The 23,879-nt window shown below is 50.9% G+C and carries 23 protein-coding genes; 5 read left to right on the top strand and 18 right to left on the bottom strand.

From position 1 onward, the window contains the following. Positions 1 to 211 precede the first annotated feature (211 nt). Both DWY79_RS03185 and DWY79_RS03180 read left to right on the top strand, forming a co-directional pair. Positions 212 to 466, top strand: coding sequence for a type B 50S ribosomal protein L31 (locus DWY79_RS03185; protein ID WP_005854707.1), 255 nt, complete (start codon positions 212 to 214; stop codon positions 464 to 466). 89 nt (positions 467 to 555) lie between these two features. Further along, complete coding sequence (locus tag DWY79_RS03180; RefSeq protein WP_005854705.1) at positions 556 to 1,653, top strand: phosphotransferase enzyme family protein; 1,098 nt, start codon at positions 556 to 558, stop codon at positions 1,651 to 1,653. A gap of 65 nt (positions 1,654 to 1,718) precedes the next feature. Here DWY79_RS03180 and DWY79_RS03175 read toward each other — a convergent pair whose 3' ends face one another. From DWY79_RS03175 to DWY79_RS03150, 6 genes are all read right to left on the bottom strand, one after another. After that, complete coding sequence (locus DWY79_RS03175) at positions 1,719 to 2,111, bottom strand: Dabb family protein (protein ID WP_005854703.1); 393 nt, start codon at positions 2,109 to 2,111, stop codon at positions 1,719 to 1,721. 312 nt (positions 2,112 to 2,423) lie between these two features. Then, the gene (locus tag DWY79_RS03170; RefSeq protein WP_008773426.1) at positions 2,424 to 3,725 is read right to left on the bottom strand and encodes a PAS domain-containing sensor histidine kinase; all 1,302 of its coding nucleotides are present in this window, start codon (positions 3,723 to 3,725) and stop codon (positions 2,424 to 2,426) included. A gap of 12 nt (positions 3,726 to 3,737) precedes the next feature. Further along, positions 3,738 to 5,108 (bottom strand): sigma-54 dependent transcriptional regulator, encoded by a 1,371-nt coding sequence (locus DWY79_RS03165; RefSeq protein WP_048927626.1) that lies wholly within the window; start codon positions 5,106 to 5,108, stop codon positions 3,738 to 3,740. Between the two features lie 9 nt (positions 5,109 to 5,117). Further along, positions 5,118 to 6,602 carry a TolC family protein gene (locus DWY79_RS03160; protein WP_005854697.1) on the bottom strand — a complete coding sequence of 495 codons (1,485 nt, stop codon included), beginning with the start codon at positions 6,600 to 6,602 and terminating at the stop codon, positions 5,118 to 5,120. A 125-nt stretch (positions 6,603 to 6,727) separates the two neighbouring features. Continuing rightward, positions 6,728 to 7,432, bottom strand: coding sequence for a LytTR family DNA-binding domain-containing protein (locus tag DWY79_RS03155; RefSeq protein ID WP_005864793.1), 705 nt, complete (start codon positions 7,430 to 7,432; stop codon positions 6,728 to 6,730). Between the two features lies 1 nt (position 7,433). Next, positions 7,434 to 8,474 (bottom strand): sensor histidine kinase, encoded by a 1,041-nt coding sequence (locus DWY79_RS03150; protein ID WP_122368838.1) that lies wholly within the window; start codon positions 8,472 to 8,474, stop codon positions 7,434 to 7,436. Between the two features lie 218 nt (positions 8,475 to 8,692). Between DWY79_RS03150 and DWY79_RS03145 the strand changes: the two genes are divergently transcribed. Both DWY79_RS03145 and DWY79_RS03140 read left to right on the top strand, forming a co-directional pair. Next, positions 8,693 to 9,070: a diacylglycerol kinase family protein gene (locus DWY79_RS03145; protein WP_005854690.1), complete on the top strand. Its 378-nt coding sequence runs from the start codon at positions 8,693 to 8,695 to the stop codon at positions 9,068 to 9,070. Positions 9,071 to 9,074: 4 nt separating this feature from the next. Next, positions 9,075 to 9,632, top strand: coding sequence for a phosphatase PAP2 family protein (locus tag DWY79_RS03140; RefSeq protein ID WP_008773430.1), 558 nt, complete (start codon positions 9,075 to 9,077; stop codon positions 9,630 to 9,632). Positions 9,633 to 9,730: 98 nt separating this feature from the next. Here the strand turns inward: DWY79_RS03140 and DWY79_RS03135 are convergent, their stop codons facing one another. The 6 genes from DWY79_RS03135 to DWY79_RS03110 all read right to left on the bottom strand — a co-directional run bounded on the left by DWY79_RS03135 (position 9,731) and on the right by DWY79_RS03110 (position 17,672). Next, positions 9,731 to 10,993, bottom strand: coding sequence for an ABC transporter permease (locus tag DWY79_RS03135; protein WP_122368837.1), 1,263 nt, complete (start codon positions 10,991 to 10,993; stop codon positions 9,731 to 9,733). 43 nt (positions 10,994 to 11,036) lie between these two features. Continuing rightward, the gene (locus DWY79_RS03130; RefSeq protein WP_122368836.1) at positions 11,037 to 12,326 is read right to left on the bottom strand and encodes an ABC transporter permease; all 1,290 of its coding nucleotides are present in this window, start codon (positions 12,324 to 12,326) and stop codon (positions 11,037 to 11,039) included. 53 nt (positions 12,327 to 12,379) lie between these two features. Further along, complete coding sequence (locus tag DWY79_RS03125; protein WP_048927622.1) at positions 12,380 to 13,678, bottom strand: ABC transporter permease; 1,299 nt, start codon at positions 13,676 to 13,678, stop codon at positions 12,380 to 12,382. A gap of 17 nt (positions 13,679 to 13,695) precedes the next feature. Then, complete coding sequence (locus tag DWY79_RS03120; RefSeq protein WP_008778171.1) at positions 13,696 to 15,015, bottom strand: ABC transporter permease; 1,320 nt, start codon at positions 15,013 to 15,015, stop codon at positions 13,696 to 13,698. 77 nt (positions 15,016 to 15,092) lie between these two features. Continuing rightward, entirely contained in the window at positions 15,093 to 16,361 is a 1,269-nt protein-coding gene (locus DWY79_RS03115) for an ABC transporter permease (protein WP_122368835.1), read from the bottom strand. A 9-nt stretch (positions 16,362 to 16,370) separates the two neighbouring features. Then, positions 16,371 to 17,672 (bottom strand): ABC transporter permease, encoded by a 1,302-nt coding sequence (locus DWY79_RS03110; protein WP_005864774.1) that lies wholly within the window; start codon positions 17,670 to 17,672, stop codon positions 16,371 to 16,373. A 141-nt stretch (positions 17,673 to 17,813) separates the two neighbouring features. Between DWY79_RS03110 and DWY79_RS03105 the strand changes: the two genes are divergently transcribed. Beyond that, positions 17,814 to 18,149, top strand: a complete 336-nt coding sequence (locus tag DWY79_RS03105; RefSeq protein ID WP_005864772.1) for a DNA-binding domain-containing protein — start codon at positions 17,814 to 17,816, stop codon at positions 18,147 to 18,149. A gap of 121 nt (positions 18,150 to 18,270) precedes the next feature. Here DWY79_RS03105 and DWY79_RS03100 read toward each other — a convergent pair whose 3' ends face one another. The 6 genes from DWY79_RS03100 to DWY79_RS03075 form a co-directional block, all read right to left on the bottom strand. Then, entirely contained in the window at positions 18,271 to 18,936 is a 666-nt protein-coding gene (locus DWY79_RS03100; protein WP_005854666.1) for an ABC transporter ATP-binding protein, read from the bottom strand. A gap of 227 nt (positions 18,937 to 19,163) precedes the next feature. Then, positions 19,164 to 20,435 carry an ABC transporter permease gene (locus DWY79_RS03095; protein ID WP_122368892.1) on the bottom strand — a complete coding sequence of 424 codons (1,272 nt, stop codon included), beginning with the start codon at positions 20,433 to 20,435 and terminating at the stop codon, positions 19,164 to 19,166. Between the two features lie 4 nt (positions 20,436 to 20,439). Beyond that, entirely contained in the window at positions 20,440 to 21,702 is a 1,263-nt protein-coding gene (locus tag DWY79_RS03090; protein ID WP_005864764.1) for an ABC transporter permease, read from the bottom strand. 198 nt (positions 21,703 to 21,900) lie between these two features. Further along, complete coding sequence (locus DWY79_RS03085; RefSeq protein WP_005864762.1) at positions 21,901 to 22,179, bottom strand: hypothetical protein; 279 nt, start codon at positions 22,177 to 22,179, stop codon at positions 21,901 to 21,903. A gap of 61 nt (positions 22,180 to 22,240) precedes the next feature. Next, positions 22,241 to 22,522: a hypothetical protein gene (locus tag DWY79_RS03080; protein ID WP_005864759.1), complete on the bottom strand. Its 282-nt coding sequence runs from the start codon at positions 22,520 to 22,522 to the stop codon at positions 22,241 to 22,243. 50 nt (positions 22,523 to 22,572) lie between these two features. Then, on the bottom strand, positions 22,573 to 23,841 hold the full coding sequence (locus DWY79_RS03075; RefSeq protein ID WP_005864757.1) for an ABC transporter permease: 1,269 nt from the start codon (positions 23,839 to 23,841) through the stop codon (positions 22,573 to 22,575). Between the last annotated feature and the right edge of the window lie 38 nt (positions 23,842 to 23,879).

Below are 23,879 nucleotides of genomic sequence, written 5' to 3'. Positions count from 1 at the left end.
GTTATTACGTTAATGATTAAAAACTTGCACAAAGATAATCAAGATTCACGACAAATGATGCTTCAAAGCATATAAAATAACACAAAATCAACGCTCTTGAAAAAAATAATACGATTTTCTTTGTTTGTTTGTGGCAAACCCTTACCTTTGCAAGCCAAAATACCGGTTACCAAATATATACAGAGTATAAATTAAAATAGATAATAAAGCAATGAAAAAAGGTATTCATCCTGAAAATTATCGTCCTGTAGTATTTAAGGACATGTCAAACGATGATGTATTCATCACTCGTTCTACTATTAACGCTAAAGAGACGATCGAGATCGACGGCGTAACTTATCCGTTGGTAAAGGTCGAGATCTCTAACACTTCTCACCCGTTCTACACTGGTAAGTCTAAGTTGGTCGATACAGCCGGACGTGTTGATAAGTTCATGAGCCGTTATGGTAACCGTAACAAGAAATAAGATTTCTTTCTTTAAGAAATAAAAAAAGGTCACGATTTGTATCGTGGCCTTTTTTTGTATCTTCGCGGGAGTTAACATAATGAAATATCATGGCAAAAACGAAAGAACAATTACTAAACATCTTGGATCAGTTCCAGTTGGACGAGAAAGTAGTTTCCGCTGAACCATTCGGAAACGGACACATTAATGATACATTGAAAGTGACCAACGAGAAAGGGGAGATCAAATACGTGCTACAGCGTATCAACCATTTAATCTTCACCAATGTGGATATGCTGCAAAATAACATCCATGTGGTTACCACTCATATCCGCAAGAAGCTGGAGGAAAAAGGTGAAACGGATATCGACCGTAAGGTATTAACCTTCTTGCCGACTAAAGACGGGAAAAAATATTATTTCGATGGAGATAGTTATTGGCGGGTATGCCTATTCATCCCTCGCAGCAAAAGCTATGAGGAAGTAACTCCTGAGCTTTCTTATGAGGCTGGCAAAGCGTTCGGTGATTTCCAGACCATGTTGTCCGATATACCCGAGGGTACGCTGGGCGAGACCATCCCGGATTTCCATAATATGGAGTTCCGCTTGCGACAATTCCATGAGGCTGTAGCCGCTAATCCGGCAGGCCGGTTGGAAGAGGTGAAAGATTTGGTAGAGGAGATCGAGAAACGTGCCGAAGCGATGTGCATCCAAGAACGCCTGTACCGTGAGGGCCAATTGAAGAAACGCACGAACCATTGCGATACAAAAGTTAACAATATGATGTTTGACGCTGATAGCGACAAGGTGCTTTGCGTGATCGACTTGGATACCGTAATGCCGGGCTTCGTTCTTTCCGATATCGGCGACTTTATCCGTACCGGAGCCAATACGGGTGCCGAGGACGATGAGAATCTGGATAACGTAAACGTTAACATGGAGATATTCAAAGCCTATACCCGTGGATACATGGAAAAGGCCAAGGCGTTCTTAACTCCTACCGAGATCAAATTGCTACCTTACGGTGGACGCTTATTGACTTATATGCAGACCGTTCGTTTCTTAACCGATTATATCAACGGCGATACCTATTACAAGATCCATAGCCCGAAACATAACTTAATCCGCACAAAAGCTCAATTCAAGCTACTTCAAAGTCTGGAAGCCCATGCGGAAGAGATGGATCAGTTCATGAATCAATGGTTATAATATAAAGTAACTAAGGAATATAAAAACGGGCGGGGTGACTCATTGATTCATCCCGCCCATTCTTTTTATTTCGTCCAATAATCCAACACCGTAACCGCCGATGCCTTCCCTCCTAACACCTTGCCAAATGCTTTATGCGCCGGATGTACCAAATAGGCGTCCCGATCCGCATCCGAATGAAAAGTCAAGAAAAAGCAATGAGTCAAGCCCTGTTGCAATCCCTCCGGACTACAATCCGTTCCCCACTCATATCCTTTGATCAAGTCGATTTGAGAAGGCAACTTACAAAAGGCATCCTCAACCTCTTTCACCTGCGCCTCAGACACATCCGGCTTAAAACCGAACATAACAACATGGCGAAGAACTTTCTCCGGCTTTTGATCACTCGAATAGCTTACCATTAATACAGAAAATACGATAATCGCAAGGATAAATAATACAGATACTACTTTCTTCATGATATTCAAGATTAGATTTCTATTGCTTTGTTATACGGCCCAAAGATAGTATAAAATCCAGTACAGCTTGCCCAAAACCTCCGTATCCTTTAGTCCTTTCCATCCCTATCTTTAGACTTTTCCTCTAGAGACATCCATCATCTATCAACTGTTGGACGATCATGCAACGGCTGGTAGAAGATCGTGCAACAGTTGGTAGATGATCATGCAACGGCTGTTGCATGATGAATACAAGCAGACAAAAAGGCTAACACCTGTAAGGATACAGCCTTAGCCTACAAGGGAAAAACCTCAAACCATAAAGGGATTATTTCAACTAAACCAAATCTTAAACCTTGTCAATCCATCCGCGTAAGAGCGGAGAGAGAATCGGCAATCATGTTTTAACAGTACCTCACGGATAAAGATCAAGCCGATACCTTGTCCGTTCGGTTTCGTAGAGAAGAACGGACTGAATAGTTTAGTTTCCGTTTCCTTGTCGATGCCCTTGCCCGTATCGGCTATCTCCAAGCAGGTGGGACGCACAGTCGTCCGGATATAAATCTTTCCATCCCGCTCGATGGATTCGGCGGCATTCTTGATAATATTGACCAAGACTTGCTCGAATAATGAATTATCCAAATTCACGACTGGAGATTCCTCGCTCAGATCCATAGCAATCTCGATATTCCGGTTCTGGCAAACCGTCTCCATAAAGCGTTTACAAGCGGACACCACTTGGTTCAATTCTTGCGGACGACTTTGGGGCTCGGGTATACGCACCACATCAGCGAAATTGGTGATGAAATGGCTCATGCTATAGCAGCGTTCTATGGAGACCCGCAAAACCTCGCAGACATCCTCCATATCTTCCATCCCGCTGAAAGTAGACTCCAACGTATCCAAGGTAGAGGTGATACCCGCGGTCGTATTATTCACCTCATGAGAGATCATACGTATCACTTTCTCATACGCTTTCTTCTCGGCCTTGAACACCTCTTGGGTCAACGTCTCTATCAAATAAAACTGGTGGTGAAAGCCCCGGTCCACGAATGAAGAATGCGTACATTTATAAATATTAGCGTCGTTCAACCGGACGGTTTGCGCTTGATACATCGGAACCCGTACCAATTCTTCCGCCAAGGGAGAATCTAGTTGAAGAAAACGTTTTCCCACCATATCCTCCGAGCTTTGCGCTCCAAACAATTTACATGCGGCCGGGTTCATGGATAGAATCTCCTCATCCAAGTTCAAGATGATCACTCCCATCGGAGAGGCGTTGACCAGCAAGTCCAAGAAATGGTTTTGCTCCCGGAGGTGCAAACGCTCATTCTTCAACTGCTCCATCATCTTATTAAACACATCGACCACCCGGTCTGCCTCCGTTTGCCCGACCTTTCCCAAGCGGGAACTAAAGTCTTGCTCTTTCAACAACTCCATACCGTTACCGATGATATGCAAGGGCTTTATGATACGGCGATAAAAGACAAATAAATAGATGATCGTAAGCAAGACCAAGGCTTCTACCGCAAAAAACATCCGGATAGAAGACGTATAAAAGACATAATAAGTCACCACCGCCAATATAGTCAACAGCAGCGTCGTCAATATCCAGAATAGTCCTTTCAGCCTCATCCTCGCCTCTTCTTATTTATCGATCGGGATTCCGTATTTCTCTAATCTCCGGTACAATGCGGCACGACTGATTCCCAGTGCCGTAGCGACATGCGATAAATTACCTCCATGCGCTTCCAAGGAGCGTAAGATGGTTTGCTTCTCCAACTCATCCAAGGTCAAGCCCTCCAAAGAAGACGGAATCGTTGATTTAGAGCCGGATGTATTCATGCAATGAACCTCGAAATCAGCGGCATCCAAAAGCGTCTTACCCGACACAAGGATCGTCCGCTCCACCAAGTTCTTCAACTCACGGATATTACCGAGAAAAGGAAGACGGCTTAAATAGGTCTGGGCATCCGATGAGAACTCCACCCTCGGTAGCCCATTGACCTCCGATTGCTTATCCGCGAAATATCGGGCCAGCAATGGGATATCCTCCCTTCGCTCACGCAAGGCGGGTAAATGCACCGTGATCAAATTGATCCGGTAAAAAAGATCCTCACGGAACGTACGGTCCGCCACCATCGATCGTAAATCCCGGTTCGTAGCGCTTACGACCCGTATATCCACCTTCCGGGGGCGGCTATCCCCCAAGACCTCAAAGGTCTGGTCTTGCAATACCCGAAGTAGCTTTACTTGGCAAGACAGTTCTAAATCGCCGATCTCATCCAAGAAGATCGTACCTTTGTTCGCCATCTCGAAACGTCCTACCCGATCCATGTATGCGTCCGTAAAAGCCCCCTTCTTATGTCCGAACATCTCGCTTTCAAAAAGACTCTGGGATAGTCCGCCTAGGTTTACCTTTACGAAAGCCTCTTTCGACCGGGGACTATTCGCATGGATCGCTTCCGCTATCAGCTCTTTACCCGTACCGCTCTCGCCGGTAATCAAAACAGAGGCATTTGTCGGGGCGATACGCGAGACCGTCCCCAATATATCCATCAAAGCGGCACTTTGCCCCACGATCTTATCAAAATGAAATTTATGGTCGGCATCCGAACGGTTCAAGGGAGCGTTTGTCTCTTTCTTCTGCTCGCTCAATTCCAAGGCAGTCCGGATCGATTTTAATAATACCAAGTTATTCCAAGGCTTCGTGATAAAATCGAAGGCTCCGGCTTGCATTCCCTGCACCGCCAAAGAGATCGATCCCCAAGCGGTCATCAAGATCACAGGTACATCGGGACGAAAGATCTTCACCTGTCTCAATAATTGAATCCCCTCCTCGCCCGTGGTAGTCAGCGTGAAGTTCATATCCATCAAGATCAGCTCCGGCGCCGTGGCACGGACCACCTCCAAGGCCTCCTTCGGCCCCGGAACCGCCTCCGACCGGAAACCCGCACGTTTTAGCAGGAATGTAAGCGAGGAACGAACAGCCGCATCATCATCTATTATCAGTATCATATAATCAATTTATCGTTTCACGATTTCCTCGAAATCGGCATCTAATGTACGATTATTCAAGAAATCATACAATGTTATACTACGGATGTTATAAAAATAACGCCAGTAATAATACAGTTCTTGGATATGCTTTTGCTTCGCATCATCCTTCGAACTCTGGGCGTCATTCAAGTCTAGGATATCGATCTTTCCGATCATGAAAGTCTCGATCGAGGTCTTGTAGCGCTTTTCCGCCAACGTGTCCACCTCGGCGGCTATCTCCAATTGAGCGGCCTGATTGTTGAAATTCTCCACCAAGAGGAAGATATCTTGATTGAAATCCATTTGCTCCTGACGGATCTTGGAAAGTACGACATCCCGATTCGATTCGGCTACTTTTACCTTTCCCTTCCGTTTTCCCCAGTCCAAGATAGGAATCGAAAGCCCGACCTCTACGATCTGGTTATCTTTCAATGGATTGTAAGCTCCTCGCATGGACATATCCTTACCGGTATAACCCACGGAGGCAAACAGGTTAATACTTCGACGGTTTCCTTTGGCGGTCGCCACATCATAATCCGCTTCCAACTGACGGCGCATGATATTCTTTGAGAACGAGTTATTTTCTTGAGCCTTCTCCAATACCGCCTGATAATCCATACGGACCCCTTCTATCGCCTCGGGAAGAACAGGCTCGATCACGTCTTGCTCGCTCATCCCTAAAAAGGAACGGAGCTTGAACATCATCGCGTTATAATTGGATTGAGCCTCGGTTAGCTTACCTTTCGCTTGCAAGGCCGACTGTTTCAAACGCATCAACTCGCTCTCCGAGATATGCCCGATCTTACGCTTCGCTACCGCTATGTCATAGAGTTTATTGGCGTTCAGCAAGTTCTGATTACAGATATCCAGATTATCTTCCGCCAACAGTAAGTTGAAGTAATTCGTGATGGTAGCGATCGTTACATTCTCCACGTTCTCCATATAAGCGGCCTTAGCCTCTTGGTAACGAACAGGCTCGATACGACGTTTCCATTTTTGGTCATTCACGCCGAAGATCGGTTGCGTCAATGTCAAACTAACAGGTACGCTCATAAACTCGTTGTAAGCGCCACTACCTAGCTGACGGGTAAAATCCAAAGAGGTATTCAAGGCGATCTTACCTCCGGTCAAGGCTATGTTCTGGGCGATAGAGATCTCTCCATTTAAGCCTAAGGCATTGTTTTGCACATAGGTATAAGAACCATCCGATTGCTGGTACTTCGAGTATTGCTTGCTATATGAAGGCAGAGTCCCCGTAAATATCACTTCCGGCAACTGATCCGCCCGATGCGTACGGAATTCCCAATAGGCCGTTCGCAACTCATTGAGCGCCACGGCAGCGTCTACGGATTGAAGCTGTGCGATCTGGATCGCTTGCCGCAGGGTTATTCGAACTTTATTCGTATTGTCTTGGGCACATACTCCCGAAATCCCCGCCCACAGACAACACATCGCTATATAGATCCTTCTCATCTTAGTATAAGTTTTTTTATCCTGCCTAAGGCAAAAGGCATGCCAAAAACATATACTATTGATAATCCGACAAATAGGAATATTTAAAGTGTTCGATAATGAACAGTGTGTCCGTTTTTGGATACTTATCTTTGAATGAGTTGATTATTGACGATCGATTTATAGACCTCTTCCCGTAAAGGGCGCGACACCGGTATTTTATGCTCCCCAATGATTAATAGATTTCCTTCTATCGCTTGTACATAAGAAAGATTCACGATGAAAGAGCGGTGCACTTGCATAAAAATTTGTGCCGGCAACGTTTCCAATATACTCTTCAACCGGAGATGAACGATCTCTTTGGAAGTGAGGGTATGGATAACAATATAGTTCTCCATGCCCTCTATAAATTGAATCTCCTTTAAATAAAGCCTTTTAAGTTGCTTCTCCGTCTTGACAAAGATATAAGCAGGCTCCTCGCTTTTCGATGTAGATTCCATCAACGCATGTGCTTTATTGACCGATTTCAGGAAACGGGAAAAAGAGATTGGTTTCAATAAATAGTCCACCACGTCAAACTCATATCCTCTCAACGCATACCGCTCGTATGCCGAGGTGATAATTACCTTAGGAGCGTTCTGAGCACTCTCCAAAAAGTCCAGTCCAGACATATCCGGCATCTCTATATCCAGAAAAAGCAAATCCGCTTGAACCGAATTCAGCATATTATTGAGTTGTATAGCGTCCTCACATTCTCCGACGATGGTCAGAAAATCAATTTTACCGATGTGTCGCCGAAGTCCTTTTCTGGCGATTGGCTCATCATCCGTTATGATACACTTTATTTCCATATTATTCTGATAAATCAATACATAACTCAACCCTAAAACGGGTATTGTCTTTTTTTATACGTAGCTCATGTTTATCCGGGTACAATAGCTCCAATCGTTTTCTCAGATTGTCGATCCCAATGCCTTTCCCCTTTCTTTGTTCCAAGGAGTCCGGATTGAAAGTATTGCTTACTCCAAAGCAGACCTTTGACCTCTCTTTCCGCATAGATACTTGTATCCAATACGCTTCGCCCACATATTTAAACGCATTCTCCAATAATGGAAGGAAAAGCAACGGATGTATTTTTTGTCCGGTCAATTCCGGGTCAAAGGACTCCTCGAACTGTAAGCGTTTCGTCATACGAAGTCGCTGGAATTGAATATATGTTCGCAAATAATCAATCTCCTCTTCGATCGTCACTTTCGTATTTATATCATATAATTGATAACGGAGTAAGTCCGAAAGTAACTCTACAGCCTCAATCGCTTCCTCATTTTCCTCATCAATCAAGAAATAGATCGTATTCAAGGCATTAAACAGGAAATGGGGATGGTATTGCATCTTCAGCAACTTTAATTGGGTTTCCAATTGATCTACTTTCATTTTCTCCAATTGGACGATTTTCTCCGAATAGCGTTTGGCTAATATATTATTACGGATCAAGAAATAGTATAGGAGAAAGATCGGCACAGCTACCGCATTGATCATTAACGCCTCTCCCCACCGATAGGTCGTTCCATTTATAGAATAGATCACGATATACAAGCCGATATTGAGCACGACTAAATTAAACAAGACCACCCACAGATATTCCCGGAACACCGGACGGGACCTCCGCTCTTTATTCCTATCTAAAAAAGTATTAACCAAGTAATTAAAAAACAAATAAGATAAGCTAACGCCGATCAATATAATAGCAAGGGCCTTGATACGCCCGATCCACGCATCCACTCCCAGTTCCCACATGCGAACACCATAAGCGACATCCGTAACAATCCACAGGCAACAGATCGCCAATATCGCCATTAGCAACGGACTTAGAAAGTTATATTTTATCTTCATATCTGATTTCAAGCCATAAATTTATTCTTTTACTTTGATCTATGCTCGTATCACGGGCACTTTTTTAATCAACGAAGTTATCGTTCCAGATAAAAACCAACAAGTAATCTTGACGAATTGCGGAATATGAAAGGTGAATATCCTGTTTGTTCGTCAGGATATGCGATAAAGGCAAAAAATACCTATATTTGCCCTCCTCAATAAGAGATGCTATAAAAATGAAGAATGACGGTTTCACATTTCGAAAGAGAGCCAGAAGCTTTAAATTCGCTTTCAACGGAATCAAGCTATTGATCACGAAGGAGCATAACGCTTGGATCCATTGTTTCGCGGCTGTTTGTGTACTTATAGCCGGGGTGGTATTCGGACTTTCCCGCATGGAATGGATCGCAGTAACGATCGTGATCGGAGCGGTATTAGCTGCCGAGGCGGTCAATTCATCCATCGAGGCCCTAGCAGATTTGGTCTCCCCTGAGTATAATGAGGCTATCAAGCGAACGAAAGACTTGGCGGCGGGAGCCGTATTATTGATGGCGATAGCGGCAGCCATCGTCGGGTTTATCATTTTTATACCTAAAATAGCAACTATATTTTAAATCTATGAGACATATCCTTTTCGCAATTACAATGCTCATGCTGTGTCTGTCCGTTAACGGACAAGAATTGAAGGTGACCGGTAGCCGGAAAGCCATACGGACCTCGGGAGACGTATTGGTGTTTATCACTCCGGTGGCGAGTCTAGCAACCGTATTGGCAACCCAAGACTGGCAAGGGCTGAAACAAGGCGTATTCACCGGGGTTACGACATTGGGCGTAACCTATGCGCTGAAATACCTAGTGAAGAAAGAGCGGCCCGACTTCAGCGATAATCATTCGTTCCCATCCATGCATACCTCCGTATCCTTCGCGGGAGCCGCTTTTATCCAAAGGCGTTATGGATGGAAATGGGGTATTCCGGCTTATGCCGTGTCTACCTACGTGGGTTGGAGCCGGGTCTATGGAAAGAAGCATGATTGGTGGGACGTGGCGGCGGGAGCCGTTATCGGCGCCGGTAGCGCCTATATCTTTACCCGCCCGTTCGCAAAGAAACATAACCTGTCTATCAGCCCGGTAGCGGGAGACGGGCATTATGGGGTATATGCGTCAATGACGTTTTAACTAGCGGATTTTTGCCAAGCACGAAAACAGCCCGGCCATGTATCACTACAAGACCGGGCTTTCAATTGTGTGTATGTGTGAAATATGTAAGTTAACTCTTATTCATAATGCAACGCCTCCGCTGGCTCCAAGCGGGCTGTCGAGCGGGCGGGATACCATACGCCACAGATGATCATGAGGACGATCAAGACAAACGTAATCCCTCCGCAAATCGCAAAGCGCAGCCACGTGAACGAAAGCTGATAGGTATCTATCAAATCCATATGGGCGATGTTGAAGCTGATGACTAAGGACGGGATGAACGCCAAGACCAGCAATAGGACACCCTCTCCCACCATGATCGAGTTCAACTGACGGCGGGTAGAGCCTAAGGCCATCCTAAGCCCCATCTCGCCTTTGCGATATTCCGTACGGAACCAGAAGGTACCGATGATACCGAGGAATATATTCGCCAATAGGAAGCAGGCTACCGCCACACGGGTTTTCACCTCGTTCTCTACGCCGATCGAACGGATATAACCGTCGCGAATATATGACAAGGGCTGTACGTCTAGCAGATAGAGGTTGCCTAGCCGAAGCTGTTCGGCCATATCCTTGCGGAAGCGTGCGGGGAAATCAGCATTATCGACATCCGGACGGACACGTACGCAGAGTCGCACGGCATCTATCATCCCCTCATAGTATCCTTCCTCCATCCGGCTTAGCCGCAGGGCCCTATAGACGTTGGGTTCCGCCTTGGTGTACTCATGACGGCGGATGGGGACACTGATACCACGGATCGTCTCCTCGATCTCGTCGGTCACATTCCCCCGGTACGCCTTTTGCCCGAGTAGGGAAAGGCCGGGATTCATCGTCTCCACGTCGGCGGAGATTACGATGGAGTTGTTATCCTCGATGGCCCGTTTCAAGGAAGCCGTCTTGCCGTCCTTATCATAGATACGGAACACGTCGAAGAACTCCGGGGTGACGAAAGCATAGCGGCAGGGCACCTGCAATGTATCAATCCGCCAAACGAGGTTACGGCTTCCCATATAATAAGGCATCCCCCCATCCGTAAGGCAGGCCGATTCCACGCCGGGATAGGTGCGGATGCGATCCAACGCCGTCAGCAGATGAACACCATCCGGCCGCTCCCGCTTCTCCTTCGGGATATAATCCGGGCTTCTTTCCGAGAGGCTGCTGATCACGATGCTGTACGTATGCCGGATATCGAAGCCCAGAGGAGCCGTATACGTGCGCCCCATCACATACAGGTAGTCCACAAGGAACCAAAGGAAGACCGAAACCAGCAATAACTCAGCCCACAACCAAGTGTTTTGCTTGCGCTGGTTCCAGATCAATTGTAATAAATGTCGTATCATATCTTTCTATTATTTTAGTATAGCTATCATCCAATGCGGGAGATTAATGAACATTCTCGTTGAGAGCCGAGATGATACGCATCCGTGAGGCTCGCCAAGCCGGGATTCCGGCGCTCAGCAGGTTCAACGCGAGACAAGCAAGGAACGCGTAAAGGAAGATCACCGGATTGAACATCATCTCCGCATTGACGAAGGTGCGACCGATACCCATCGATGCCGTGCCCGTATCTAGCAACCAATCGGACAAGAGCAATACGGAGGCGTATGAGAAAAACAGACCTAACACACCTCCCAGCAAGGTCTGCAACAGATTCCCGTAGAGTACCTGCGTCAGTAATTCCGAGCGTGTCGCCCCGAACGCCTTCCTCACCCCGATCTCCGCCATACGTTTACGCATCCGGCTTTGCGTGATACCGCTCATGTTGATGGCAGGGATCAGCAAAAGGACAAGAACGATGATAACATATTTCATGACCAGTTCCCGTACATTCGGCTCAGAGAAAGCATCCTCGCGAGCCAAATCGCCCAAATGGGTATCAGGTCCTCCTCCAATTTTCAGTAGGTGCGTGCTTTGCGATTCGTTAAGGCGAGCGATATTCGCCTCAGCCTCGGAGTGGATCGCATCAAAGTCGGCGGACGAACTTGCGAGGATATAACAACGGAAGCCCCCGACGAGACGGTCGGAACCATTATCATACAGGGAATTGTCGGTGGTATAAGGCAACCAGACATCGCCATAGGCAGACTCGGCTAGCAGGGAGACATCCCGCACGACGGCACGGATGGTATAGGGCACGTAGCTGATCTCGACGGTACGGCCTACAACCTCGGTCGTGCCATACAACCGGCGTGCCACGGACTCGCTTACCACAGCATCCATGATGCCACTTTGTACTTCTTCCTCGCCATAAGGCTTACCGGAGAGGAAACGAAAGTTGAAGATATTCCAGAACGCCGCATCCGTAAAGGTCACGTCGCACTTGAACTCCACCGTATGATCCGCCACTGCCGCCAAGCGTTGCACGCCATGATAGGCCATGCCTACCTTCTCGGCAGAGCGCAAGGGATAGAAACAATCTTTCACCACACGGGAAGCAAGAAAGTAGCAGTCGTTATAAGATTCGTTCTCTTTGTAGGAGGCACGGGTATCACTGACGTACATCATCCGGTCTCGATAGTCTTCCGGTGAGTAATTGGCGGTACGCATCTGCCATACGATCACGATCACCATGATCATGCAAATCGCCAAGGCCGTACCGAAGATAGAGACTCCGGAAAGGAGCTTGTTCTCTTTCAATAAGGCCCAGGCTTGTTTTAGATAGATCTTGTACATATTCATTTGATTTAATTATACGATTCAGTCGGTGGGAGACGGGGCATTATCTGTTATCCGTCATACCGCAGCGCCTCGGCCGGCTCCATCTCGGCGGCCTTGCTGGCGGGAAGCCAGACGGCGAGCAGGATGACGATAGCCAGCAGTATCCATGTCAGGATATTCACCAGCAAGAAACGGAGCGGCAGGATCGCCGGCCAGTAAAGCTCCGGCAAGGTCCCTTTGGGGATGTCCAAGAAGCCGACCATCACGAATTGGGCCTCTATCAACAAGGCGAGCGGGGTAGCCATGAGTAACAGGCATATGCCCTCACGAGCCATCTGGCTACGTATCTCTTCACGGGGCGAACCGATCGCCATGCGCAACCCGATCTCTCCCCGGCGCATCCGCACCCGGTACCAGAACGTACCCATCACGCAAAGCAGGATATTCAAGCCCAAGAAGGCCATCAACGCCATACGGACCCGGTAATCGTAGGTAACGCCAAAGGAATAATCGGTATCGGCCTTGATCCGTTCATAGGAGGTCAGGCGTTTCAGGTAGAAGTTCCCCACCCGAAGCTCACGGCTCATCTTCTCCCGGAACGTATCGGCGAAACGAGGGCCTGCCACGGCAGGATCGATCCGTATGAAATAATTCATCTCGGGGATCTCCTCCGCCGAGGGACGGATCGCCAAGAAGGCGGCACCTTGGGGTAGGCTATTGTCAAAACGCTTGATATCCTCTAATACGCCCTTTACGATATAAGTCGGGCCCTCCTCGTCGAAAGGGTCTTTCACCTCACGCCCAACGGCGGATGCCTCTCCAAATACCTTTCGCTCCACCATCCGGGTGGTTACTATAGCGCGGGGGTCTCCCCAATCAAAATCGGATGTAGATACCGGACAGCCGTCTTTGGCGTACGAATGGTTGAAGACCGACAGGAAATCCGTGGTAGGATCCATCTCATACCTCATGACCGCTTCCCGCTTGCTCGTATCGGCCGCGTTCGCCAAACCGATACCGTAATAACAGCCCGTATAAGGCGTGGAGTAACAGCCCGAGGCCGCGCCCATCGCCTGCACTCCCGGATAATCACGCAAGCGGTCTTTTATCCGCTCATAATTTCCCAGCATGGCGATCGAGTCGCTCTCGGTGGCTCGATAGTCGGGGGAGGTTTCCGGCAAGAGGCCCATTTCTACCTGCCAGACATCGGCGTAGTCGCGCCCGGAGGGGAGGCTACGGTTATAGATCTCCACGAAGAAGTAATCCACCATGTACCACGCCAAGCAAAAGGCGAGCAGCAACTCCACGCACACCCACACGTTGCTACGCCAGCGGTTCATCAATTGTATCCAAGTCATTTTCCACATATCTTTCTTCCCTCCATTTAAGCGTTCAACGAATCAACGATAGGCCGTCTTGACGCACGCCAAGCGGGCCACAACGCCGACATCAGGTTTAACAGGAAACATACGCACAAGGCGATCAAGAAGACCCACGGGTTGAACAGCATCCCCATGGAGAGCGATACGTCCACGCCATCCGGGGCGGCATCCGAGAAGCCGTTGCCGATCTTGAAGACCCACGAGCTGGCGAACGTCACCAGCAGGAAGGAGGACAGCAGTCCCACCAAGCCGCCCAGCAGCGTATACAGGAAGTTCTCCATCAAGACCTGCCCGATCAACGCCCCCTTGGGAGCCCCGAAAGCACGCCGCACGCCCAGCTCGCCCAGACGCCGCTCCATACGGGAATCGGCCATGCCCGAGAGGCTGACGGCGGGGACGAGCAGCAGGAGCAGGAAAATCACCCCATAACGGCTCAAGTCTCCCACGATATCCGGCTCCACGTTCGACCAATACCGGAAGATACTCTCCCAATGGCGATCCGGCTGCCCAAGAAGGGAGAACTCACGTTTGCCATCCACGTTCAACGATTGGTTGAAGCGACGCACGTTATCCGCCACCGCCTCCCGCACCTTGCCGATATCGGCCTTGTCCTTCACGAGCATATAGACCTTCAAGGGGCCTAGCCCGGGCATACGCGCCTCCGAGTATCGGACCCGCTCCTCGAAGTCGGGCACTTGGGTATATGGGTACCAGACCTGCGAGAAAACCCGATCCATCAGGTAAGATACGTCATCCACCACGCCCACCACACGAAATGAGGTAAAGTCGAGGCTCAAGGTCTGCCCCACGGCACTACCTTCTCCATAAAGCCTCTTGGCCAGTGAGCGGGCGATTACCGCCACGGGCATCCCCGACCGGAAATCGGCCTCGGTGAAAGGCTTGCCCTCCAGGAAACGGAAGGAGAATACTTTCCAGAACCCATCGTTTACCCCCATCTTCATGACCGGTATCTGCACGGGACTGCCCACCGGCTGCACGAAAGCGGAGGCAGCGTCATCGCAACATAGCGCCAACGCCTCCAAGCCGGGCACCCCCGCAAGGCACTCTTCCACGAAGCGGGGCGATACCGGGCCACTGCTCGTGCCCCCTTTCTCATTCTTCAGCGCAGCGCTCTTCACGGTCAGCAACCGGTCCCGGTCCATCTCCGGATAAATAGAGGCCATTTTCACGTAAAACACGATGGACAGCACCATCACCAGCGAGATCGCCAATCCCGTCCCCACGATATAGACCGAGCTGAACAGCCGTTCTTGCCGGATCAGGGCCCATGCTTGTTTTAAGTAGATCTTATACATATTCAGTCGATTTAATTATACGATTCAGTCGGTGAGAGACGGGGCACGCCCCGTCTCTACAACCGGGTGTTACCTGTTTTCTATTATCCGTCATACCGTAATGCGTCAGCCGGTTCCTGCCGGGCCGCCTTACGGGCCGGGTACCAGATAGCCAAGAAGACGATGAGCGCCAAGACACCCCCTGTCAGCAGGCTAATGGCCGTGAAGCGGATCACGCCGCAGGGCACGATATCGGCCACCGCCAGATTCAGGCAGATCAGCAAGCCCGGCACGGAAGCGATCGCCAGCAGCAACAAGCCCTCGCCGATCATCAGCCCCTCTATACCCTTGCGGGTGGAGCCCATCGCCATACGTAGCCCCAACTCCGAACGGCGACGGCTCACGTGAAACCAGAACGTACCGATCACCGCCAGAAACACGTTCACCAAGAAGAACAATCCCATGGCCGATACCAGCCGATGGGCGCTCGTCCGCTCCGAGTTCTCGAGATAAAAGGCCCGTATCCCTTCGTAGTCCCTCACTTCCGATACCCAGTAATTACCCACCATCAAAGATCTACTCATTTCCTTACGGAACTTGGCGGCGTAGTTGGAGGTAGAGACCTCCGGACGGGTGCGGAACGTGATCTGCACTCGCGTGAGTCCCTTCTCGTCCAACTGGCCCTTGCCAGACATCCCCCGCAAGTCCAGTGGAGAGAAGACACTATGCTGATTCCGGGAATCGTACTCGGAGTTTCGTACCGGCTCCGTAACCGCTATCACGTGACAGGGCACGGTATCGTTGTAATTATAGATCTCGGCCCCGATCACGTCGGTATGGCCGTATAGCTTGCTCGCCAGATCGGCGGAGAGGATCATCTCCCTCCCCTCCCGAAGCCCCGACAGGGTCTGCCCCAGTCTCTCCGGGCTTTCTCCCGTAGCGGAGCGGATGCCGAACACCCGGAAATACCCCGGCGAGACGATCATTGCCCGCACCCGCTGGTTGATCGAGTCTTTCAAGACTCTGCTGCCGATGTTCGAGTCGGTATAAGGCAGCGAATAATACGAGAGCCCTACCACCTCCACGTCGGGATGCCGCTCGATACGCTCCACGATACGCTCGATGTTCCGCACCGGCTCCTCGCTCCCCTCCTCGTAGGCGATGAACGAGGGACTGTCGGACGGCCGTATGGCGAGCGTCACGTTGTACACGTGATCCAGCTTGAAGCCCACCGGCATCCGCGTCAGCATCCCTTGCGCCACGAAGTAGTACATCATGAACCACAGGATCACGAATACGACCAGCAGTTCCACCAGTATCCAGCAGCTTCCTCCCAAACGGGACCTTATCAACTTTAATAGATGTATTACCATAGCCGTATCCTATTTATCGTTCAACGCATCCGTTATACTCACCCGCACGGTACGCCAAGCGGGTATCATCGAAGAGAGCAGGTTCAGCGCCACGCAGACAGCGAACGCATAGGCGAACACCTCCATATTCAGCAGCATCCCCGGCGAGAGGAAGATATCGTTACCCGCCCCGGAGCCCATGCTATGCAAACCGGGGGAAAGAAGGATGCCCCGGAATACGGACACCAGCACGTACGAGAACAGCAATCCCGCCATGCCCCCGGGCAACATCAGCAGCATGTTCTCCCAGAAGACCTGCCCCATCAACGTCTTCCGCGACGCCCCGAAGGCCTTGCGTACGCCTAGCTCAGACACCCGGTCTTGCATCCTCGAGGCGTTCAGGCCCGAGAGGTTCAGCGCCGGGACTAGCAGGAAGAGGAAGAGGGCGACGCCCAAGACGATATACGTCTCCGGCCCGAACAACCGCGACAATAACTGGTCGCCGAACGAGCAGGGCGGCTCCACTCTCACCTGTCCCTCCCGCAAGCCGCTGTTGTAGCGTCTTACTCCCTTCTCCAACTCGGCGGAGAGGGCCGGAAGGTCCGAGGCGTCACGCAGCAGGCAGTTGGCGAGCAGCAGTCCCACCGAGCCTTCCCGCTCCTCCAAGGCGGTATCCATGATACTTGCCATCGAGGTGTAGGGTACCCACGCCTCGGCGTAAACGTCGGAAGCGACGGCGGATATATCCTCCACCACGCCGCTAATCGTATATTCTATATCGTTGATCAAGACGGTCTGACCGGCTACCTCGGTACGCCCGAGCAGGCGGCGTGCCAAGGAACGGTCGAGCACCACGCGGGGCATCCCGGAAAGGAACTCGGCACTGGCGAACGGCTTCCCGTCCAAGAAGCTGAAACGGTAGACTTGCCAGAACGCGTCGTCGCATCCCATCAATTGTACTTTCGGCGACTCGTCGCTACCCGGCGCTTGGATGAAGATGTCCCCCACCTCATAAGGCATGATGGCGGCGTTGGTGGTGACCGCCACTTTCTCGGGTGTCTCGAGGCCGTAGAGGACCTCCTTCACGAACCGGGGCCCGCAACCGCTGTTCAACGAGCCTTTGCCCCCGTTGAACTCATACGATACGTTCGATACGTAGCCCATCCGGTCCCTGCTCACCTCCGGGGCGATATTCGCCGTCCGGATATGGTAGACCACCGCTATGGCCATCACCATCGAGATCGCCAAGCCCGTACCGATGATATAAACGGCGGTGAAGAAGCGATTCTGCCCCATCAAGGCCCAAGCTTGTTTAAGGTATACCTTGTACATCGTTCATTATTTGTTAGTTTGTTTTATGGGTATCTGCCGCCTGCTTTCCGTAATTATTATACGCTTAGCATGTATTTCCAAATACTATTCATGTTATCTTTCTTATCTTTGCCACTTAATCATTCATTAAACCACGAGATCATGGATAAAGAAATACCTAAGTCGGAGCTGCCCAAGCCGTTTCGCAAGCAGAGCATCCGCGTCAGCAAGAGCCACCTGCCCGGTAACACGAGCTACAAGGGAAGCGTCGTATGGCAACGTACGCTCAGCATCGATGACATCGCCGCCCGTGTCGTAGACAAACGGAGCGAGTATCGCAAGGAGACGCTCGTCAACAGCGGGCAGCGGCTCTGCTTCGTCCCCGGCTTCGCTTTCGGGGCAGGCGAGTGGGAAGCCATCGTCTGCACCCAGTTCACCCCTACTTATCACCTTTATAAAGAGCCCCGGTATGGTACGCTTACCTTCACCGTGATGTGAGGTATCGAGACACCACGGGTGATACCTTGCCTCATACGTTTGAGGTATCGTACCTCATAGCTATGAGGCAAGGTGCCACCAGTAGTGCCTCACACATGGAGATCCTCCGTATACGGCTCCCTTACTGCACCTGCCTTCCATCGAAGAAGCGCACGGTGCGGCTGGTTTGCTTGGCCTGCGCCTCGTTGTGGGTTACCATTACGATGGTGCGGCCGTCCTCCTTGTTGAGTTGGTGAAGCAGGTCCATGACCTCGATACCCATCTTGGAGTCCAAGTTACCGGTCGGCTCATCGGCGAGGATGATGTCGGGGTTACCTACGATCGCACGGGCGATGGCCACGCGCTGGCACTGGCCGCCGGAGAGCTGCGTCGGGAAATGGCGCATACGGTGGCTGAGGCCGACCTTCTCCAGCACGGCCTCGGCCAGCTTGCGGCGCTCCGAGGAAGAGACCTTGCGATAGAGCAAGGGAAGCTCCACGTTGTCCAGCACGTTCAGGGAATTGATCAAGTGGAAGCTCTGGAACACGAAACCCAGTTGCTTGTTACGGAAAGCGGCCAACTCCTTGTCGCTCATGCCCACCGTGTTCACGCCGTTGATCTCGACCGTGCCGGAGGTAGGCAAGTCCAGCAGGCCCATGATGTTCAATAAGGTGGATTTCCCGCATCCGGAGGGTCCCATAATGCTGAGAAACTCGCCTTGCTGTACCTCTAGGTTCACGTTTTCCAACGCGACTGTCTCTATCTCTTTCGTACGGTAAATCTTCTGTAAATTCGTTAGTTTGATCATGACTGTAATATTTTAATTGTTATTGTTTGACTCTTGTTATTGTTAAACTCTTGCTATCGCTAGGCTTTGCCACCTAAAAGCAAATTACGTGCCAGAAACGTATCTCATTGATTCCATGACATCTCCATAAAAAAGTACTGTCCGTTATCGAACAGTCGATTCATTTCCGAACAGTCGGTTCGTTTCCGGACACGGATGCCCGTGCCATCCGTGCCGTCCGTGTCCGATCATTCCTGCCGCAAGGCGTCCGCCGGATGCATCCGCATGGCCCGGTAAGACGGGAAACTAATTCCCACGACAATCATCGCGGCCATCACCGCATACGAGAACACGAAGCCGAACAACAGGCGTGAGGCCATGTCGGGCGGTATCTCCGAGCCTTGCGTCACCTCCATATACAGCAGGTTGGCGAAGATGGCGGCGGAGGGGATGAAAGCGATGGTGAGTAGCGCCAAGCCCTCCTTCACCAATTGCCAGAATATGCCCTTGCGGGTGGCTCCCATCGCCATGCGGAGGCCGATCTCGGCGCTCCTTTGTTGCGTACGATACCAGAAGGTTCCCACCACGCCGAGCAGGACATTCAGCAGGAAGAAGGCGATGCCCGCCACGTAAAGGCGGACTTGATCCAACCAACGCTCAAGGAACTGGTCCCGGTAATGGGACATCGGGAAAACATCCTTCAAATAGATATTACCCACGCGCAATTGCTGCTCCATCTCCTTCCGGAAATCGGCGGCGAAAGCGGCGCCGTCCGCGCCGGGCTTCACCCGGATGAAGGTATTCAAGCCCTCTCCGACCCAATCGCCCTCCTCGGCCACCTTGTTCTCGTCCACCAGCTTATAGTAAGCGTAATCATAGCCGGTGAACTCGCAGTAACGTTGTTTCTCGCAGACACCACCGATACGGTAGGCCACGCTATCACGAGAGCCTTGGTCGGTGATATAGATCTCTTGGCGCACGGCCGCCGCAAGATCGCCGAAGAAGCTGTCGGCGACCGTACCCGTCACCACCACTTGGTTGTCACGCAGGGCGTCCACCAACTCCGAGGGGGACCCGCCTTGTGCCGTCTTTACGTCGAACACCTCGAAATAGGTGGGCGATACGTAACGCACGAAGCCATTACGGATCAACGAGTCCTTCCGGAACGTGGCGTATTGGTTCGATCCCCGGTAATGGAAATGCACGCCGGTGGTGAAACAGATTGATTCCACGGAGGGGTTCCGGCGGATGCGATCCATCAAGGTCAGATAATCCCCGCCTCCCCGTTCGCTATGCACGGAGGTCGTGTCATAATCGGGACTTTCCTCCGGGATCACGCCGAAACTCACATGATACGTATGCTCGATGTTAAAGCCCAAGGGCTGCGAGTAGAGTCTGTACATCACGAACAAGGCGTCCGCCGCATACCAAAGGAAGATAGAGACCACGAGCATTTCCAACCAGATAAACAAGTTCCCCTTGCGCTCGTTCCAGAGTTGTTTTAGAATCATCTTATACATAGCGTCAACCATTTATAGAGTCCGTAATATTCAATCTTGACATTCGCCAAGCCGGGAGGCCGGCGGAAAACAGGTTCAGCACGAGGCAGAACAGGAAGGCGGCGATAAAGACCGCCCCGTTAAACATCCCGGTGGAAAGCCCCGTCTTCCCCAGCGAGGTGACCAGCAACCAGTCCCTCAGCAACAACATGGCGCCGTACGACATCGCCAATCCCAGCAGTCCGCCGAGCAGGGTCAAGACCATGTTCTCGGACAGCACTTGCCAGAGGATGGTGCCTTGCGTGGCCCCGAAAGCCCGACGTACGCCAAGCTCGGCCATCCGGCGGCGCATCCTCGACAGGGTGATGCCCGATAGGTTCAAGGCCGGAACCAGCAGGAGGATGAAAAGGATGATGCCGTAACGGACGTAGAGATAGAAGAGGTTCGCCCCGAACTCGCTACCGCCGCCGATCCATTCCTCGATCTGGGTGGAGGGCTGGTGAAGGATATCGGCCTTGACATCCCGGGTCTTGGCGTTGAACTCCTCGACCTTCCGCAACGCCTCGGTCCTCAACTCCTCCCTCGTGACGCCCGGTTTCAGCAGGACGCAACAGCTATACGAGCCGTTGATACCCTCTTGGTATCCCCCGTCGTCCCGCACCGTGTAAGGGATCCAGACCTCCGCCCACGCTTTCGAGGCGAACCGGGATACGTCCTTCACGACCCCGCAGATATTGTAGACGATGAAATCGAGCTTCATCTCCCGCCCCACGACTTGGTCCGTGCCGAAAAGGGCCAAGGCCACGCTCTCGCTGATCACGGCGTCGCGGATACCGCTCGTGAAAGCCGCCGGGCTGAAGGGGCCTCCTTGCAGGAAATCGAACTGGAAGATCTTCCAGAAGGCGGTATCCGTATAAGAGATGTAACTCGTCCGGTTCTTAAGCCCGTCCATGGACGAGGCGGTCAACGGCCTGTAGCGATCCATATTGATGGCGGTAACGGCCTCCGCCCCTTTCAGCGGATAGCAGCATTCCTTCACCAAGGGCAGTCCCAGCGACGAGTAGGAGATGCGCCGGTTATCATCCTTGCCATTGCTCATGACGGTCGTTATGTAGCAGGTGCGGCCACGGTTTACCTCCGGCTTGAAACTCGCCGTATTCACGACATACAGGATGACGATCACCATGATCATGCAAATGGCCAAGGCGGTACCGAGTATCGAGATCACGCTCAACAGCTTGTTCTCCCCGATCATCCTCAACGCTTGTTTAATGTATTGCTTTATCATAAACCTTTGTATTATAAATTATCTATTACCCGACCTAAACAGCGATTGTTTGTTATCATCCGACTTTGTGCCCCTACGGAGGCAAATAACGTGCCAAAAACGTAACCACCTGATTCCTAACATCACCCCGTAAAAAAAGCTGTCCGATAACGAACACTTGATTCGTTATCGGACAGCGATTATGGACAGTTTCAGATTTTATAATTCCCAACGTAAGGATCTCAGCAGTTCATCGATCTCGGCTGCCGAAATGGAGTCACGGTCGGCCTTATCGTAGATCGTGAGGAGAACAACCGTACCCTCATTATCTGCGCAGACAATGGCCTCCGTGTAAGTAATCACTCTCGCCCCATGGCTCTTTCCTTTTCCCTTGGAGGCGATGGCCATGCGTACCTTGCGAACGCCTTTGCCTAAGCTCGTCCCTTGATCGGGGTTCTCGCTCAAAGACTTACCCAAAGCCGATAAATCAGCCTTCAATGAGCTATACTTCTTACAGAGACGTTTGAACTCTTTATCGAAGTCTTAATGGGTTTTTATCCTATACCTCATTGAGCAACTCACTTAAGTCTCTAAACTTATGCCCCACATCCTTGCCCTCACGCAAATCCTTCACGTCTTGCAGGGCATTCCTTAGCCCCGCCAAGATCTCCTCCTTGGTAGGCTCCACGTAATCGTCTGCCGGCTTCTCTACCGGGGTTGCCTTACCGAAGGCAGCCATCTTCATACGGCGGACACTGTCGAGGGCCTTCTTGATCAACTGTTCATCCTCCAAAGACATCACCTCTTGCAGTAACGACATTTTTAATTCTATAGCTGTCATAAGCTTGCTCCTTTCTCATTAATAAATTGACAGACGCAAAGATAGACAATTTATTCGTAATGCAACGCCTCCGCCGGAGCCATCTTTACCGCCTTGCGGACAGGGAACCAGATTCCCATGCAGATCATGCCGGCCATCAGGAGGTAGGAGACGCTGAGGGTTACTAGAAAGCGGAGGATGGAGAGGGGCTCGCGGTAGGAATCCAGCTTATCCAAAAAGGCCATATTGAAGACGAAGACCAGTAGAATCGGAACAGTGATCGCCAAGAGACCCAGACCTTCCAGATACATGTACTCGCCCAGCCTGCCCCGGCTGGAACCGATCGCCATGCGGAGACCGATCTCGCTACGCCGCCGCTCGGTACGCAACCAGAACGTGCCTACGATACCGAAGAATACGTTCACGAGCAGGAAGGCCATCATGGAGAGTTTCTTGCTGTTCTCGTTCTTGGTAAACCGGAGTTGGTCATCACGCTGGTCGGCAAGGAGGGTGACACCGTGGACGAAGATGTTATTTACCGTCATCCGATCCGCTGTTTTCTCCAAGAAAGCGTACATCTCATCCTCGGTCATCGGGCGTTTCGTACGTACCGATAGTTCAGCGCTCCTTACGCCGAAATTCTTCACGAACTCCCGCAAGGACTCACCTTTCAATATCGTGAAAGCGCAGTTCTCCGGACGGTCGAAGTCATTGCTACGGAAGGTAGGAAGGACAGCGGCGATCGTGAAAGGCTCGGAAAGGTCGTCATTCTCCGAGATCTGCCGGCCTATGGCGGACTGCCCCCCGAAGAAGAAATCCTCCGCCTCCGCCGTCACGACGAGCGGGCGGTAAGCGTTCTCCACCAGCGGGGTGATGGCACGGCCCTCCTTATCCTTCATACGGAATACATCGAAATAAGAAGGAGATACTTTCAGCTTGTGGTAGTTCTGTCCTACCGCCTTCGAGGTATCAGCGCCCAAGGGAAGGAGCGTACCCCACGAACTTCCGTTTGAATAAGGCATGGACCAATACGTAACACATACTTCCTCGACCTCCTGCTCTTGGCGGATACGTTCCATAAGCTTCAACAAATCCTGTGTTGCGTTCGAGTCGTAAAGTGAGTCGGGCACATAACCCGGGGCGTTCGACGAGAGCGTGGAAAGCTTGAAACGCCACGTATTCGAGATATCATATCCCATCGGGGCGTTATAGCAGCGCACATCCACCCATAACTTATCCATCATAAACCAAAGGGCGCACATCACGATAACCAACTCGCCCAGTATCCAGCCGTTGCTCTTGCGCTGGGCCCATATTATTTTAAATATATGCTTAATCATAATTTGATAGTTGATAGTTGATAGTTGACAATTGACAA

It is taken from the genome of Parabacteroides sp. AF27-14, from assembly GCF_003635425.1.
In the GTDB taxonomy this organism is placed as follows: Bacteria; Bacteroidota; Bacteroidia; order Bacteroidales; family Tannerellaceae; genus Parabacteroides; species Parabacteroides distasonis.
Note: the sequence above shows the minus strand (reverse complement) of the source record. Positions and strands in the feature narration are given on the sequence as shown.